We start from the raw sequence: 15,960 nt of genomic DNA, 5'->3' as shown, positions 1-15,960 counted from the left end.
CTACTTCACCCCGCTGGCAATGCCCCTTCGGCCGCGCCTCCGCCGGGACGCAGGCCGGGCAGCCGGCCCGCGCCGGGGCCTGGTCCCGGCCAATGGCCGGCGCCGCAGCGGAAACCCGCCCAGCAGGAGGATCGCCGCGGAAAAGCACAGCGTGCCGGCAGCCAGCAGCCCCAGTGACAATCCGCTGAGGGCGGCGTCTGCCGCGGGAATAAAGACCACTACGACGGCGGCCGCCGCCAAGGCGGGCCGGCTGCGGTAGGCGTATGGCGCGGTCAACCGATCCTCAAGGCGGCCGAAGGCGGCAGCGACAGGGAGCAGCAGGAGGATCAGCGCCAGGACCACCACGGGCCGCGACCACCACCATGCGGCGGTGCCGGCGCCGGGCTTGGGGAACGGCACCAGGAGCAGCAGCCCTGACATCGCGCCCAGCAACGGCAGGTGCCACAAGTACACCGTCAGGGACCGGCTGCCCGCCACGCCCACGAGGCGGCCAATCCAGCGGACCTCGGCGAGCGCCGCCAGGACCGGCCGCGCCAGCTCCATCACGGCCAGCTGGGAAACGCCCAAAAGGACCAGGGTGAGGTTGGGTGGATTGAGGTTCACCAGCATGTTGCCGGTGTACAGCCCCAGCCCCGTTAACAAGCCCAACGCAAGATTCGCTGCCAACCCAATGGCCAGCAGCCCGGAACGGGAAAGCCGTGAGGTCCAGCCGTCAGCGGCGAGGAAGCCCAGTTGCTGCACCGCGCACCACACGAACACCAGGTTCGCATAGGCAAGGTTCGGCAGCGCATCCCGGAGGCAATCCACGGCAACCACCAGACCGAGGAGAAGGCAGGGGGCCAGCCACGGGGAACGCGCATGGAGCGCCGCCAGGACCGGAATGTTCAACTGCGCAGCGAGGTAGGCCGCCAGGAACCACAGCGGCATGCCGGCGCCGGTGGCCATGAGCTGGACTACCTGCTGGTCCACCCCAAGCGCACCGGCCAGGGACAGCCCCAGGACCATCGCCGCGAGCAGCGCCGTGGCCGGACGGACCAGGCGCAGGAGCCGTGCACGGATGAACTGGGCCGCCGTGCCGCCCCGCGCCTTCAGGCGGCGCCAGGACTGCAGGCCGGTCACACCCCCGGTAACGAAGAACAGTGGCATCACCATGAAGATCCAGATGACAGGGACAAACCAGTCCTCGTCGCCAAGGGTGTTCTCCGTTGTCACGGTCCCGTCCGGGTGCAGGACCGGACTGACCATCATGGAATGCCCCACCACAACCAGCACCAGGCAAACGAAGCGGACAAGGTCGATCGCCGGATCACGGGCTGCCGTGTCCGCCAGGCCTTCACTCCCCTGCTCCCGCCGCACCGCGTGGCCCTACAGCGTCCCGACCCTGTTCACAGCACCATTCTGCGCCTGTTGCCTGTGCCGCAGAAGGGGCAGGTGTGCCGGGCGGCCGGCCCTACTAGAGCACCGCCACCAGGCCCAGGACGACGGCGAGCAGCGGCGTTACGCCCTGGGTGGCGGCCGCGCGGAGGTACTTGCGGCCGCTGAGGGCCAGGACCACGGCGGCCAGGAGCATGGAGCCGCAGCTGGAAAACACGAGGGTCCAGCCGGCCACGTCCTGCGCCGGGCCGGCCCCGAACGTCACCAGGCCGATTCCAATCAAAGCCCCGACCGCCAGGAACAGGTTGTAGAACCCCTGGTTGTATGCCAGCGGCCTGGTGATCTCGGCATGGTCCTGGGACCCGATGCTGAAGCGTTTCCAGGTGGCCGGCCTGGTCCAGGTCACGGATTCCATGGTGAAGATGAAGACGTGCAGCGCCGCAGCAAGGAAGGCAAAAAAGAGGGAGGCCAGGGTCATGGCTTGATCCTAGCCTCCCCGGAGTGGAGTCTTTCCTACCGCGCAAGCGTGGCCAGCGTGGCGGCGGCGAATACTTTGGCCGAGTGGTCCCACCGGGCCAGGAGCCCCTGCAGGTTTTCGCCGTCCGCGCGGTGGGCGGGGAGCTGGTCCTGGAGGGTGGCCAGCACACCGGTCCGCAGTTCGGTGTTGAAGTTGACCTTGCCAACGTTCATGGCCGCGGCCTTGACCAGTTCCCCGGCAGGGATGCCGGAGGCGCCGTGCAGCACCAGCGGAATGTGGACCCGTGCCGCGATGTCCTGCAGCACATCCCACCGCAGCCGCGGCTCGCCCTTGTACTTGCCGTGGACGTTGCCCACGGCAACGGCGAGCAGTTCCGCGCCGGTGCGGGAAACAAAGTCCTCCACCTGCGCCGAATCGGTCAGGCCTGCCACGTCGACGCCGGACTGGCCGGCCGGCTGGTCGGCGGAAAAGGCGCGGTCCTCGTCGCCGGCCAGGCCGCCAAGTTCCGCTTCGAGCACCACGTCGGGGCCCAGCAGCGCGCGGGCGGCCTTGACCAGGGAAATGTTGTCCTCGTAGGGAAGGGACGAACCGTCGGCGAGGACGGAATCCGCCCCTGCCGCGACGGCGTCGGCCATCACTTTGAGGTCGCTGGCGTGGTCAAGCTGCACCGCGACCGGCACCGCGGCGGCATCCGCCAGTCCACGCAGAGCCGCGATGAGCCGCAGCCCGTTCGCGGTGGCGGCGGTCTTGGGCGCCACCAGCAGGATGGCGCCGCGTCCCGCTTCCTCTGCGGCGGCCACCACGGCCAGTGCGGTGGTGAAGTCGTAGCAGGTGAAGGCCGGCGCAGCGGAACCCTGCTGCAGGGCGGAGGTGACCAGGTGGTCCAGGCGGGTACGCATCAGACGCCCAGGCCTCCCACCAGGATCCAGGCAATGAAGGTCAGCACGAAGCCGGCCAGGCCCAGGATGGTGGTCAGGACGGTCCACGTCTTCAGGCCGTCGGAAACGGTGAGCCCGTAGTAGCGCACCACCACCCAGAAACCGGCGTCCGTGACATGCGAGAGGCCCAAGGCGCCGAAGCCGATGGCGATCACGATCACGGCAATCTGGGCGGGGCTGTAGCCGCCGCCGCTGACTGCCGCGGAGAGCAGGCCGGTGGTGGTCACGATGGCCACGGTGGCCGAACCCTGGGCGGCGCGCAGTGCCAGGGAAATGATGAAGCCGAGCAGCAGCAGCGGCACGCCGAGCGTATCCAGTGTCTTGGAGAGTGCCCCGCCGATGCCCGAAACCTGCAGCACGTTGCCGAATACGCCGCCGGCGGCCACCACCATCAGGATGGAGGCGATGGGCGGGAGGGAGCCTTCGAAGATTTCACCTGTTTCCCGGAAGGACCAGCCGCGGCGGACGGCCAGCAGGAAGAAGGACAGCGCCACGGCCACCAGGAGGGCCAGGAACGGGTTGCCGATGAAGGATGCCAGGCCGTACAGGGGATCGCTCTTGGGGATCACGAGCGTGCCAACGGTGCCGAGGAGGATCTGCACGATCGGGGCGGCGATCAGGAAGATGATCAGGCCGGGCCGCGGCGGTGCAATGGCGGCGGCACCGGGGCCGACGTGGCCCACCTTGACCAGCGAGTCGGAGCCGAATTCCTCCACCTGGGTCTTCACGGCCGGCAGGAGTTCGTAGTCCTTGCGGTTCATGATGGAGGCCACCCAGTAGGAGAGGAAGCCCAGCGGCACGCAGATCAGCAGCGAGATCAGGGCGATCAGTCCGATGTCCGCACCAAGGACACCCGCGCCGGCCACGATGCCCGGGTGCGGCGGGACGGCGACGTGGATGGAGAGCATGATGCCGGCCATGGGCAGGCCGAACTTGACCGGGTGCACCTTGGCGATCTTGGCGAAGGCGTAGACGATGGGCACCAGCACGATGATGCCGACTTCGAAGAAGACCGGAATGGCCACCAGGAAGCCGACGGCGGTCAGCGCCACGGCTACCCGGCGCGCGCCAAGCTTGCGGGTGAAGTGGTCCGCGAGGGACTGGACGCCGCCGGAGACCTCGATCATGCGGCCCAGGACGGCGCCGAGCGCGATCAGGATGGCAACCTTGCCCATGGTGCTGCCGACGCCGCCGGAGACCACGGTGAAGATGTCCTGCAGCGGAATGGTTGCCGCCACGGCCACCAGGATGCTGACGGTAAGCAGGGCCACGAAGGCCTGGATCTTGAAACGGATGATCATCACCAGCAGGATGGCGATGCCCGCCGCTGCGATGGTGAGCAGCACCGGGGTGCCCAGCTCAACGGCGGGCTTGATGGCCGGAGCGTCGGCCGCCCGCTGTATCAGCGGACTCATCAGGTGGTTCACGGGGAGTTGTCTCCTTTGACGGGCCGGCCCGGGGCAGGGCGGCATCACGGAATGGGGTGGGGATAAACGTTGCGGGACTGCGCCGGCAACGCTGGGAGGTACGACGACGGCAGAGGGGGGACCGCCGTCGTCGTACCTTTAGGGCCACAAGGGCGGGAGGGTGGCTTACTTGGTGCGCTTGGCCGGGGCGACCACCTTGATGACGGCGGAGTCATCAGCGGCGGCGAGGCCCTGGGCCTGGCCCAGCAGGTAGAGTTGCTCGGCGGCGGCGGCAACGGGGGCTGCCAGGCCGGCGGCGCGGGTGGCTTTGCCTACGATGCCCATGTCCTTGACGAAGATGTCCAGGCGGGACAGGACCTCGGCGCCTTCCTCGTTGTAGGCCTCCAGGATGCGCGGGCCGCGGTTGGAGAGCATGAAGGAACCGGCGGCGCCGGCTTCAAGGGCGGCGAGGGTCTTGGCCTGGTCCAATCCCAGCGCGTCGGCCAGGGCCAGGGCCTCGGCGGCGGCGGCGATGTGGACGCCGCAGAGGAGCTGGTTGACGGTCTTCAGGGCCTGGCCGTCGCCGGGGTTGTCCCCCACCACGGTGAGGGTGGAGGCGAGCAGGTCCAGGGCCGGGGCGGCCTTTGCGCGGGCTTCGGGGGAAGCGCCGACGACGATCAGCAGGTCGCCTTCGCCGGCGCGCTTGGGGCCGCCGGAGAGCGGGGCGTCCACCAGGTCCACGCCGTATTCGGCCAGCTTGGCCACGGTGGCGGGGATGGCGTCGGTGCCCACGGTGCTGCCGAGGATGACGACGGCGCCCGGCTCGAGGACCGAGGCCACGCCGTTTTCGCCGAAGAGGACGTCGTTGAGCTGCTCGCCGTTACGGACGGCCAGGAGAACGGCGTTGGCACCCTTGGCGGCTTCGCGGGCCGTGGTGAAGGTGGCGATGCCGGCTTCCCGGGCGAGCTCCAGGCGGGGCTCGGCGATGTCGAAACCGTGGACGGTCAGCTGCGAGGCCAGGCGGGTGGCCATGGGCAGGCCCATGGCGCCGAGGCCCAGGACGGTGACGGTGTAGTTGCTGGTCATGGTGTTCTCCGTTGAATTTTTGCGGGAAATTAGGATTTGTGCCGGGTGGGCCCACACGGACAGGGTTCCCTGGCCGAGCTTGCGAGGCTAGGGGGTCCGTGGGGAGCTGCTGAGTTTGCGGGTGACCTGGGCCAGGGAGTCGTCGTCGCCCACGTTGCCGGCGAACACGATGTAGGGGATGCCTTTGGCGGGGCCGTCCACCGGTTCCCAGAGGCTGACGATGCCCGGGAGCATGGGGCCGCGGACAATGCCGTGCCGGATTTCCAGTCCGTGGGCTGCGACGTCGGAGGAGGTGATGCCGCCTTTGGCGATGACGAAACGTGGCGGGAAGGTCTTCAGGGTGCGGTTGACCACGTCCACGACGGCGGCGGATACGGTCCGGGCGATCCGCAGGCTTTCGGCGGGGTCGTCCGTCTTGATGAGGAGGCGGCTGGTGTGGACGATGACGTCGCCGGCGCGCAGGGCCTCGATGACGGCGTCCACGGTCTGGTCCAGGTGTGCGCCCGCTTCGGTTTCGGCGCCGAGGAGCTTCTCGACGTCGATCTCGATGATGCGCGCCGAGCTGTGTTCGGCGGTGAGGACGTTGAGCTGGCGGGTGGTGAGGCCGACGTGCGAGCCAACAACGATCAGGCCGCCGGCCTCCGATGGGGTGTTCCCTGCGTAGGCCTCTTCGGCGGTCAGTGCAGCGCGGACTTCCTGGCCGATACGGCCGCGGACGAACGGGGGGCCAACACGGTACAGGAGCTTCTTTCCGCGGCGTTCAGCCTCTTCAAGGCCCAGGGCCAGGGCACGGAAGTCGTTCTCGGTAACGATGTCCGCCACGATCGGGGTGGAGTCGGTGGCGGGCTCGATCGCATCCGCGATGGCTTTGGCAGAGATGGCCGGGTCCTGGGCGGAGGCGCCGGCCCGGATGATGTTCAGGTCCAGGACGATCACTGAGTCCGCCGGGAACCTGCCCTGGGATTTCTCAGCGACGTAGTCGGCCATGACGGACGTGCTGAAACCGAACGTGGCGTCCTTGGCGAACTCGGTCTCGGAGACGGGGACCAGGGTGCCCTTGGCCTCACCGGTGCCGCGCATGTAGTGGACGCCGCCGATGGTGAGCCGGCCGGCGTCGGGGAACGCGGGAACCAGGACCACGCCGTCGGTCTTCTCTCCGCTGACCTCGGCAACGGTGGCCGCGATGACGTCCGGCTCCAGCGGGAAGTGGCCGCGGAGGGTGGAGTCGCTGCGGCTGACGAAACCCAGCCGCAGACTGGAACCGGCACTGGCGTCCGGCGATCCTGCTGCTGCCAGGGCGTTGCGGACCACTTCCTCGTTGCGGGCTGCGGCTTCGGCAGGGTCGAGGCTGCGGGTGTTGGTGAGGACGTAAACCGCGGGCTTTCCCTGGCCAAAGGCCCATGTGAAGTCTTCCACGTCCCACCTGGTGAGCACGGGCAGGTCTGCCACGGACTGGGTGCCGGTGGGGTCGTCGTCGAGCACTACCAGGACGCGGGGAACCTCCGCGTTGGAAGCGGCCAGCGAGCCGGCCACAAGCCCTGCCGGGATCTCCATGTCTGCCGGATAGGCGGCCAGAAGGTCTGCTTCAAGCGTCACAGTGCACTCCGTTGTGTAGCGATCCGGGACCCGGATACTGATGTAAAGGTAACTGTAAGATGTCTGACATCTTGCATTTGAATGTTAGTGTGGCACACGGCATAAAGACGCGCAAGTAGACTTGTCTGACATATCCGCCGGGCGTGGGCCGGAAGCAGGAAGCGGGGGAACCATGGCAAGGAAATCGCTGGTGGGCATCGTGGCCGACGAGCTGCTGGACCGCATCATCGAAGGCGAGTTCCCGCCAGGCGCCACCGTTCCGGGCGAGCTGGAACTCAGCGCCCGCCATGAGGTCAGCCGGATGACGGTCCGCGAAGCGATGAAGACGCTCCAGGCCCAACAGATCCTCAGCGTCGAACGCGGCCGGGGGACGTTCGTCAACCCCCTGAGCCGCTGGACATCACTGGAAGCCGTGCTCCGGGCAGCGTCAGAGGGCAAGAACGACGCCGCTGCCTCCATCCAGCTCATCGAGCTCCGCCGGATGCTGGAAACCGGAGCCTGCGAACTTGCCGCCGGACGGATCTCGGAGGAGGACATCGCCTCCCTGTTCGCATACGTCTCGGCTATGAAGGCCGCCAACAGCATCAACGACGTCGCAGCTTTCGTGGAGGCCGATCTCGGCTTCCACGACCTCATCCTGCGCGCCGCCGGGAACGTATTCGTCTCGGTCCTGTTCGAGCCGCTGCACCGTGTCCTGGAAAAGCGCCGGGCGGAGACGTCGGCAGTTCCTGCAATCCAGGAACACGCTATCGGGCACCACCAGAACATCGCCGAGGCCCTGGAGTCCCGCGACCCCGTCCGCTCCCGCACGGCCATGGACCTCCACATGCAGCAGACGCTGGACGACCTGCGGAACCTGGTCCTGCCGGCCAAGTAGGCCCGCCGGCCGGCACTGATGCACGGGGCAATCCCCTCTGGTCAACGCTCTCGGAGTACTACTAGGCTTCAGGGACGGCCCGCAACCGGGAGCAACGATGATCACGAGGAGCGAAGTTGTCCAACCACACGTACAGCATTTCTGAAATTGTCGGCACCTCTACCGAGGGCGTGGACGACGCCGTCCGGAACGGTATCGCCAAGGCATCGCAGACCCTGCGGAACCTCGACTGGTTCGAGGTCAAGGAAGTCCGGGGCCACCTCGAAGACGGCAAGGTGGCGGACTGGCAGGTAACCATCAAGCTCGGCTTCCGCCTGGAAGATCACTGAACATTCCAGCTTTAACGTCAGGAGGTCGTGAAGCGTTGGCTTCACGACCTCCTGCTGTTTGACCGGGCGCGCCCTAGTTCGCCGTACCGGGGCTGCGGCGCCGCCACACTGTTGCGGCGCCGTCGAACGCGGGGAAAACCTGCCCCTCGAAAAAGGACAGGACGGTGCGGGAGTCGGATTCCGGGCTCCACAGGCCGGAGGCCGGGCAGTGCGAACCCGTGGCTGTGGACGTGGCGCCGGCGGACGCCTGGCGCTCCTTCAGCAGTGCGATGCGTTTCATCGTTGAGACCATCCTGGGGTGATTAAAACTGGGCAGGGAAGCTTGTACTCCCACCCTAGGAAACGGCCGGCCGCGGACCAATGGGCGGCTGGCCAGAATCGCCGCCATTCGCTGGACGAATGTACAGTAACGTCGCCTTTAACGCGCCGCTCAATCCACCTGGCCGCCCTCGGCCACCGCGGCTGCGTCCCGCGCACTGCCTGCGTCCCGCACACCGGCGCTGCTGGCAGGCGCACCCAGGCTGCCCAGCAGCGCCAGCGCGTCCGACGACGGCGAGCCCGGCCGCGCGGAGTACACCCGGAGCATCTGGTCGGGGTCCTCCGGCAGCACCAGGTTCTCAAAGTTCAGTTCCAGATCGCCCACCTCGGGGTGGTGCAGCCTGACAGTGCCCGCGGCCCGCGTAGCCACCCGGTGCCCGGCCCACCACTGGCGGAAATGCTCGCTGTTCACGGCCAGCTCCCCCACGAGGTGGTTGGCCTGCGGATCGTTGGGGTGCCGCCCGACGTCCACCCGAAGGGACCCGGCAGCCTCGGCAGCCACCGTTTTCCAGTCCCTGAAGAGCTCCCGTGCCGCAGGGTCAAGGATGGTCCAGCGGGTGAGGTTCCGCTCAGCGGGAGGCAGCGCAGGGAAATCGGTGAACAGCAGGAATGCCATCCGGTTGCCGGCCAGGACATCGCTGCGCCGGCCCAGCACCATGGCGGGCACTTCCCCCACCGCGTCGAGGAGCTGGCGCAGCGCCGGCCGGACCCCCTGGGCGGCTGCCCCACCGGCCTCACGGGGGCCGCCCGCACAGTTCTCGAGCAGGTCCAGCATGTGTGCGTGCTCGCTGCTGTCCAGCCGCAGCGCCCGGGCCACCGCGTCCAGCACCGTGCGTGAGGGGTGGATGTTGCGGCCCTGCTCGAGCCGGACGTAGTAGTCGGTACTGACCCCGGCCAGCCGGGCCACTTCCTCCCGGCGCAGGCCCGGAACCCTGCGGGCACCGGTGCTGGGACCCGTTCCGGCCACCTCCGGACTCAGCCGGGACCGCATGGCCTTGAGGAATTTTCCGAACTCGGCGCTTTGACCCATGCAGACCATTCTGCCCGGGACAGGCGCCTTGCTCTACACGCAAGGTAGGACTGGGAATCCTAGGAAAAACAGGAACAGCTTTGCTTGCTGACTTGTCGGGCAAAAGTGCATAGGCTCAGGAGTGAGCCAGCGGAAACCGCTTTCTCGTCGTCGAGCAGCCGGCACCGATCCACGTATCACCATCGCCATAGGAGCACACCCATGTCAGAGCTGACACTCAACAACGGCGTCACCATCCCGCAACTTGGCTTCGGCGTTTTCCAGGTTCCGCCGGAGGACACCCAGCGGACCGTGGAGGACGCCCTCGCGGCCGGATACCGCCACATCGATACAGCGGCCGCCTACCGCAATGAGGCCGGAGTGGGCGCGGCACTTGCCGCCACCGGCATCCCCCGCGAGGAAATCTTCGTCACCACCAAGCTCCGAAACGGTGAGCAGGGCCGGGCGCAGGAAGCCTTCCAGAACAGCCGCAAGGCGCTGGGCCTGGACTTCGTCGACCTCTACCTCATCCACTGGCCGGTCCCTTCCCAGGGACTGTTCGTCCAGGCCTGGAAGGAGATGGAGCGGCTGTACGAGAACAAGGAGATCCGCGCCATCGGAGTCTCCAACTTCCTCTCCGACCACCTGGACACGCTGCTGGAATCCGCCCAGACCGTGCCGGCGGTCAACCAGATCGAACTCCACCCCAGCTACCAGCAGGCGGACCTGGCGGCAAAGTGCCGGGGCCTGGGCATCGCGGTGGAGGCGTACAGCCCGCTGGGGCAGGGCGGGGACCTCAACGGGAACGCCGTTACCGAAATTGCCCAGGCCCACGATGCCACCACCGCCCAAGTGGTGCTGGCCTGGCACCTGGCCAACGGAAACATCGTCATCCCCAAGTCGGCCAACCCCGGCCGGATCCGGGAGAACTTCGCGGCATCATCCCTCACGCTCTCCACCGACGAACTTGCCGCCATCACGGCGCTGGAGTCCGGCGCCCGCATCGGTTCCGATCCCGCTGTCGCCGCCTTCACCCAGATGTAGGTTTCGACAAGCTCAACCACCGGGCGGACAAGCTCAACCTCCGGGCGGACACGCCCGACCCTCGAAAGGATTTTCCATGCAGTACACCCACCTGGGCCGCTCCGGCCTGAAAGTTTCCCGCCTCTGCCTTGGCACCATGAACTTCGGGCCGCAAACGGAGGAAGCGGACGCCCACAGCATCATGGACTCCGCCCACGCGTCCGGCATCAACTTCTTCGACACCGCCAACGTATACGGCGGGGCCGATCACCGCGGCTGGACCGAGGAGATCATCGGGCGATGGTTCGCCAAGGGCGGCGAGCGCCGCGAGCACAGCGTCCTGGCCACCAAGCTGTACGGCACCATGACGGACCGGCCCAACGAATCCAAGCTGTCGGCGCTGAACATCCGCCGGGCGCTGGATGCGAGCCTCAAGCGGTTGCAGACGGACTACATCGATGTCTACCAGTTCCACCACATCGACCGTGACACGCCCTGGGACGAGATCTGGCAGGCCATCGACGTGGCAGTGCAGCAAGGAAAGATCCTGTACTCGGGCAGCAGCAACTTCGCCGGCTGGCACATCGCCCAGGCCCAGGAAGCGGCGCGGCGGCGGAATTACAACGGACTGGTCAGCGAACAGTCCATCTACAACCTGTTCATGCGGCAGGTGGAACTGGAAGTCATCCCGGCGGCGCAGCAGTACGGCCTGGGCCTGATCCCCTGGTCGCCGCTGCAGGGCGGCCTGCTGGGCGGCGTGCTGAAGAAGGAACGGCAGGGCGTGCGGCGCACCGAAGGACGCGCCGCCGAGACGCTGAAGAAGCATGAGGACCAGATCCGCCAGTACGAGGACTTCGCCGACGAACTGGGGCACGAACCCGGCGACGTGGCACTGGCCTGGCTGCTGCACCAGCCCGCCGTGACCGCCCCGATCGTGGGCCCGCGCACGCAGGAACAACTGGATGCCGCCATCCGCGCCCTGGACGTCACCCTCGACGCGGACGCGCTCAAGCGGCTGGACGACATCTTCCCCGGGCACCGCACGGCACCGGAAGACTACGCGTGGTGACTTCCCGGAATGCCGACACCGTGGCGCCGCGGAGCATCCTCTTTGTCGGTGGCACCGGGGTCATCAGCGCGGCGGCGGCAGAACGCGCCGTCGCGCTGGGCCACAGGCTGACCATCCTGAACCGGGGCCAATCCACCAGGCCGGTTCCGGACGGCGCCGAAGTGCTGCACGCGGACGTCCGTGATGCGGCCGCAGTCCGCGAGGTGCTGGGCGGCAGGGAGTTCGACGCCGTGGCGGACTTCATCGCCTACACCCCGGACCAGGCGCAAACGAGCATGGAGTTGTTCCGGGACCGGGTGGGGCAGTACGTCTTCATCAGCTCCGCCTCCGCCTACCAGAAGCCGCCAACGCGGCTGCCCATCCTGGAATCCACGCCGTTGAAGAATCCGTTCTGGCAGTATTCGCGGGACAAGATCGCGTGCGAGGAGCTGTTGTTCCGGTCCTACCGGGAGGATGACTTTCCGCTGACCGTGGTCCGGCCGTCGCACACCTACGACCGCACCAAGATCGCCATGGTGGGCGGCTGGACGGACATCCACCGGATGCGGAGCGGGCTTCCCGTCATGGTGCACGGCGATGGCACCTCCCTGTGGACGCTCACGCACAGCAAGGACTTCGCCAAGGCGTTTGTGGGCCTGCTTGGAAGGCCGCAGGCGGTGGGCGAAAGCTACACCATCACCTCCGACGAGTACCTGCCGTGGAACCAGATCTACCGGCTCTTCGCACGGGCTGCCGGTGTCAAGGAACCGGAACTGGTGCATGTGGCATCCCAGACCATCGCCGCGCACGACCAGGAGCTGGGTTCCAACCTGCTTGGCGACCGGTCCCATTCGGTGGTCTTCGACAACACCAAGATCAAGTCCCTGGTCCCGGACTACTCGGCCACCATCCCGTTTGCGGACGGCGCCCGGGAAATCGTCCAGTGGCATGACGCCCATCCGGAGCTGCAGCAGGTCAACGAGGCCTATACGCAGCTTTCGGACAAGCTCATCAGCTGGTCCCGGCAAGGCGCCTGATCCGAAGGTGCCGGCGTGGCCGGCCTGCCGCAGCATCCCGCGGCAGGCCGGCCATATTGCTGCTGTGCTAGATTTCGGCGCATGACCTCGCCCCCTCCCAGCCATCCTGCCGACGGGCCTGTTGCCGCCGCCATCGACCTCCTGGCCAAACAGGGTTTCGATGCCACGTCTGTTGAGGAGTTGGCCGAAGCCTCGGGAATGAGCCGCAGCACGTTCTTCCGGAGGTTCGGATCCAAGGAGGATGTGGTCTTCGCTGACCACGAGCGCATCCTGCACCAGGTGAACGAGCGGCTCGCCGAGTCGCGGCTGGAGCCCCTGGCCGCCGTGGCGGACGCGGCACTGCTGGTGTTCGACCACCACCTGCAGAACCGCGCAACATCCCTGGCCCGGTACAGGCTCCTGCAGGCGGTGCCGGCCCTCCGGGACCGGGAACTGGTCACCTCACACCGGTATGAGCGGGCCTTCCTGCGGTACCTCAATGACAACCTGCCCGAGGACGGCCGGCGCGAGTACGCTGCCGTTGCCTTCGCCGCAGCCGTGGTGGCCGTGCACAATGCCTTCCTCCGGCAGTGGCTGCGGGGGGCGCCCAACGCCCGGGAAACCGGGCAGCCTGACTCAGCACGGGCAGCAGCCCTGGCCAGCGAACTCGCAGCCCTGGCCGAAACCTTCCGGCCGGCGCTCCTCGGTCCTGCCGCGCCTGCCGATGCCCCGGATCAAAAGGCGGCGACCGTCGTCGTCACCGTGCTCGCCGGACCGGCGGACAAGGACGCCATCGCCCAAGCGGTCCGCGATGCCTTGCCCTGACCTTCGGGAGGCGTGGTACGGAGTTTCTTGACGTGGAACTGCGTTTCAGTGCATTCTTAGTCGATGCGGCGTGAGCCACATCACCCGTTCGGCCCGAGGCCGCCGCTGAACCAGAGGATGCAGACATGACAACGACGTCGCCCGCCCCCGCGCCCACCGCCACCGGAAGTGCGCCGGAGTTCCCGGCCGGAACGGTGGAACCCGAGTACCTTCTCACCGAGGCGCTCGGCACCGATCCTGCCTCCGTCCTCGCCGGCATCAACGCCGAAGACCGGAAGTACTGGGACCGCGCCCGCCGCTTCGTCCAGGAGGAAGTCCTCCCCGTCATCGACGGCTACTGGGAACGCGGCGAGTACCCGTTGCACCTCCTCCACCGCCTCGGCGAACTGGACCTGCTCCGCGACGGCATCACCGTGGACGGCTTCGAACCGATGAGCAGCATGGCCGCCGGACTGGTGAACATGGAAATCAGCCGCGGGGACGGATCCGTGGCCACCATGATCGCGGTCCAGGGCGGCCTTGCCCTGCGGTCCGTCGCGGAGTGCGGATCCGAGGCACAGAAGGAGCGCTGGCTGCCGTCGATCGCCCGCGGAACGGAGTACGCAGCCTTTGCCCTCACCGAGCCCACCCATGGATCCGACTCCGTGGCCTTGGAAACCACGGCCACCCGCACGGACGGCGGCTTCCTGCTCAACGGCGAAAAGAAGTGGATCGGCAACGGCTCCATCGGCGGAGTCAGCGTAGTCTGGGCGCGCGGCGACGACGGCCAGGTCCACGGCTACCTGGTTCCGCAAGACTCCCCCGGCTACGTAGCCACCACGATCGAAGGCAAGCTGGCCCTTCGCGCCATCTGGCAGGCCCACATCCGGCTGGAGAACGTCTTCGTTCCCGAAGGGAACGTCCTGCCGGGCGCACGCACGTTCAAGGACACCGCCCGCGTCCTGCTGGCGACCCGCCTCGGTGTGGCCTGGTCCGCCGTCGGGCATGCCACTGCCTGCTACGAGACGGCCGTCCAGTACGCCAGGCAGCGCAAGCAGTTCGGCCGCCCGCTGGCCGCCTCCCAGATCATCCAGGAGCGCCTCGCGCGGATGCTCAGCGAACTGGCCACCATGCAGCTCATGGTGGTCCAGATGACCCGGCTCGACGAAGCCGGCACCCTGACCCCGGAACAGGCCTCGCTGGTCAAGTACACCTGCACCCGGACGGCCCGCGGCATCGCCTCCAATGCCCGCGACCTCCTGGGCGGCAACGGCATCCTGCTGGCCAACCGCGTGGCCCGGCACCTGGCCGATATCGAAGCAATCCACACCTACGAAGGCACCGAAACCGTGCAGGCGCTGATCATCGGCCGCGGCATCACAGGCGTCTCCGCCTTCGCCTGAGCCCTACCGCCTGACTTTGGCCGCCCCTCTTCCCGAAAGGACTGTTCTTGAACCAGAACGCCAACATCCCCGTCATCCTCGGCGGCGCCCGGACGCCCTTCGGCAGGTTCCGTGGCGGCCTCACGCCGTTTTCGTCGAGCGAGCTGGGCGCCCACGCGATCCGGGCAGCGCTGGAACGGACCGGCGTGGCCCCGGAGCAAATCGATGCCGTCATCGTGGGGCAGGTGATCCAGGCCGGCGCCGGCCAGGGCCCTGCACGGCAGGCCAGCCTGGCCGCCGGCATCGGCTGGGACGTTCCCACCATCACCATCAACAAGCTCTGCCTGTCCGGGCTGACGGCAGTCATTGACGCCGCCCGGATGATCCGCACCGGCGAAGCGGACTTTATCGTCGCTGCCGGCCAGGAATCGATGACCAACGCACCGCACCTGGTCCCCGGGCTTCGCGCCGGCGTCGTCATCGGCGATGCCCCCATGCTCGACTCCCTGAACCACGACGGGCTCCAGGACCCGGTGAGCGGAAAGCTGATGGGCGAGTCAACCGACGCCGGAAACGCCGAGCGCGGCATCACCCGTGCCGAGCAGGACGCTGTGGCCGCCCGCTCCCACCAGCGCGCCGAAGCGGCCCGCACCGCCGGCGTGCTCGCGGAGGAAATCGCACCGATCCAGGTGCCGCAGCGCAAAGGCCCCGCCGTGACCCTTGAGCACGACGAGGGCATCCGGCCGGAAACCACCGCGGAATCGCTGGCGCAGCTCCGGCCCGCGTTCTCAAAGGATGCCGCAGCCACCATCACCGCCGGCTCGGCGTCCCCCCTGTCCGACGGTGCCGCGGCGCTGGTGATTGCCAGCAAGGCCGCCGCCATTGCCGCCGGGCTGGAGTGGATCGCCGAGATCGGCGCGCACGGCCAGACTGCCGGACCGGACGGATCGCTGCACTCCCAGCCCGCCCGGGCCATCGAGCGCGCCCTCAAGAATGAAGGCCTCAGCATGCAGGACCTGGACCTGGTGGAAATCAACGAGGCCTTCGCGTCGGTCCTGATCCAGTCCGCGAACGATCTTGGCATCGACACCGGAACCGTGAACGCGGAAGGCGGCGCGATTGCCCTGGGCCACCCCGTCGGTGCCTCTGGCGCCCGCCTGGTGCTGCACCAGGCGCTGGCGCTGAAACGCCGCGGCGGAGGCACCGGCGTCGTAGCCCTCTGCGGGGGCGGCGGCCAAGGCGACGCCCTCATTCTCAAAGTTTGACCCTCCCACCA

At 67.9% G+C, this 15,960-nt stretch carries 16 protein-coding genes; 8 read left to right on the top strand and 8 right to left on the bottom strand.

The features are described from left to right. From AB4Y79_RS19560 to AB4Y79_RS19535, 6 genes are all read right to left on the bottom strand, one after another. Entirely contained in the window at positions 1 to 1,356 is a 1,356-nt protein-coding gene (locus tag AB4Y79_RS19560) for an acyltransferase family protein (RefSeq protein ID WP_441865408.1), read from the bottom strand. 97 nt (positions 1,357 to 1,453) lie between these two features. Further along, the gene (locus AB4Y79_RS19555) at positions 1,454 to 1,852 is read right to left on the bottom strand and encodes a DUF1304 domain-containing protein (protein WP_441865405.1); all 399 of its coding nucleotides are present in this window, start codon (positions 1,850 to 1,852) and stop codon (positions 1,454 to 1,456) included. A 35-nt stretch (positions 1,853 to 1,887) separates the two neighbouring features. Further along, positions 1,888 to 2,751 (bottom strand): class II fructose-bisphosphate aldolase, encoded by an 864-nt coding sequence (locus AB4Y79_RS19550; RefSeq protein WP_441865402.1) that lies wholly within the window; start codon positions 2,749 to 2,751, stop codon positions 1,888 to 1,890. After that, positions 2,751 to 4,217: a GntP family transporter gene (locus AB4Y79_RS19545; RefSeq protein ID WP_441865400.1), complete on the bottom strand. Its 1,467-nt coding sequence runs from the start codon at positions 4,215 to 4,217 to the stop codon at positions 2,751 to 2,753. Before AB4Y79_RS19545 ends, AB4Y79_RS19550 begins: the two co-directional genes overlap by 1 nt. Positions 4,218 to 4,382: 165 nt before the next feature. After that, complete coding sequence (locus AB4Y79_RS19540; protein WP_441865398.1) at positions 4,383 to 5,282, bottom strand: NAD(P)-dependent oxidoreductase; 900 nt, start codon at positions 5,280 to 5,282, stop codon at positions 4,383 to 4,385. A gap of 87 nt (positions 5,283 to 5,369) precedes the next feature. Then, positions 5,370 to 6,878 carry a four-carbon acid sugar kinase family protein gene (locus AB4Y79_RS19535; RefSeq protein ID WP_441865396.1) on the bottom strand — a complete coding sequence of 503 codons (1,509 nt, stop codon included), beginning with the start codon at positions 6,876 to 6,878 and terminating at the stop codon, positions 5,370 to 5,372. 172 nt (positions 6,879 to 7,050) lie between these two features. On the opposite strand from AB4Y79_RS19535, the gene AB4Y79_RS19530 reads away from it, so the two are divergent. Together AB4Y79_RS19530 and AB4Y79_RS19525 are read left to right on the top strand one after the other, a co-directional pair. Further along, on the top strand, positions 7,051 to 7,755 hold the full coding sequence (locus AB4Y79_RS19530) for a FadR/GntR family transcriptional regulator (RefSeq protein WP_308928865.1): 705 nt from the start codon (positions 7,051 to 7,053) through the stop codon (positions 7,753 to 7,755). 116 nt (positions 7,756 to 7,871) lie between these two features. Continuing rightward, positions 7,872 to 8,084, top strand: a complete 213-nt coding sequence (locus AB4Y79_RS19525; RefSeq protein WP_308928866.1) for a dodecin — start codon at positions 7,872 to 7,874, stop codon at positions 8,082 to 8,084. Between the two features lie 73 nt (positions 8,085 to 8,157). On the opposite strand, the gene AB4Y79_RS19520 is transcribed toward AB4Y79_RS19525, so the two are convergent. Both AB4Y79_RS19520 and AB4Y79_RS19515 read right to left on the bottom strand, forming a co-directional pair. After that, positions 8,158 to 8,364, bottom strand: coding sequence for a hypothetical protein (locus AB4Y79_RS19520; RefSeq protein WP_308928867.1), 207 nt, complete (start codon positions 8,362 to 8,364; stop codon positions 8,158 to 8,160). A gap of 150 nt (positions 8,365 to 8,514) precedes the next feature. Beyond that, on the bottom strand, positions 8,515 to 9,432 hold the full coding sequence (locus AB4Y79_RS19515) for a helix-turn-helix domain-containing protein (RefSeq protein WP_441865393.1): 918 nt from the start codon (positions 9,430 to 9,432) through the stop codon (positions 8,515 to 8,517). A 201-nt stretch (positions 9,433 to 9,633) separates the two neighbouring features. Between AB4Y79_RS19515 and AB4Y79_RS19510 the strand changes: the two genes are divergently transcribed. From AB4Y79_RS19510 to AB4Y79_RS19485, 6 genes are all read left to right on the top strand, one after another. After that, positions 9,634 to 10,455 (top strand): aldo/keto reductase, encoded by an 822-nt coding sequence (locus tag AB4Y79_RS19510; protein ID WP_441865391.1) that lies wholly within the window; start codon positions 9,634 to 9,636, stop codon positions 10,453 to 10,455. A 76-nt stretch (positions 10,456 to 10,531) separates the two neighbouring features. After that, a complete protein-coding gene (locus tag AB4Y79_RS19505) occupies positions 10,532 to 11,503 on the top strand; it encodes an aldo/keto reductase (RefSeq protein WP_441865389.1) in 972 nt (323 codons plus the stop codon). After that, entirely contained in the window at positions 11,497 to 12,519 is a 1,023-nt protein-coding gene (locus AB4Y79_RS19500; protein WP_441865387.1) for an SDR family oxidoreductase, read from the top strand. The genes AB4Y79_RS19505 and AB4Y79_RS19500 overlap by 7 nt, the downstream gene beginning before the upstream one ends. A gap of 81 nt (positions 12,520 to 12,600) precedes the next feature. After that, complete coding sequence (locus AB4Y79_RS19495) at positions 12,601 to 13,323, top strand: TetR/AcrR family transcriptional regulator (RefSeq protein WP_441865385.1); 723 nt, start codon at positions 12,601 to 12,603, stop codon at positions 13,321 to 13,323. Positions 13,324 to 13,448: 125 nt separating this feature from the next. Continuing rightward, positions 13,449 to 14,705 (top strand): acyl-CoA dehydrogenase family protein, encoded by a 1,257-nt coding sequence (locus tag AB4Y79_RS19490; protein WP_441865383.1) that lies wholly within the window; start codon positions 13,449 to 13,451, stop codon positions 14,703 to 14,705. 47 nt (positions 14,706 to 14,752) lie between these two features. After that, a complete protein-coding gene (locus tag AB4Y79_RS19485) occupies positions 14,753 to 15,949 on the top strand; it encodes an acetyl-CoA C-acetyltransferase (RefSeq protein ID WP_441865381.1) in 1,197 nt (398 codons plus the stop codon). Positions 15,950 to 15,960 lie beyond the last annotated feature (11 nt).

It is taken from the genome of Pseudarthrobacter sp. YAF2 (genome assembly GCF_052113345.1).
Lineage (GTDB): Bacteria > Actinomycetota > Actinomycetes > Actinomycetales > Micrococcaceae > Arthrobacter.
Note: the sequence above shows the minus strand (reverse complement) of the source record. Positions and strands in the feature narration are given on the sequence as shown.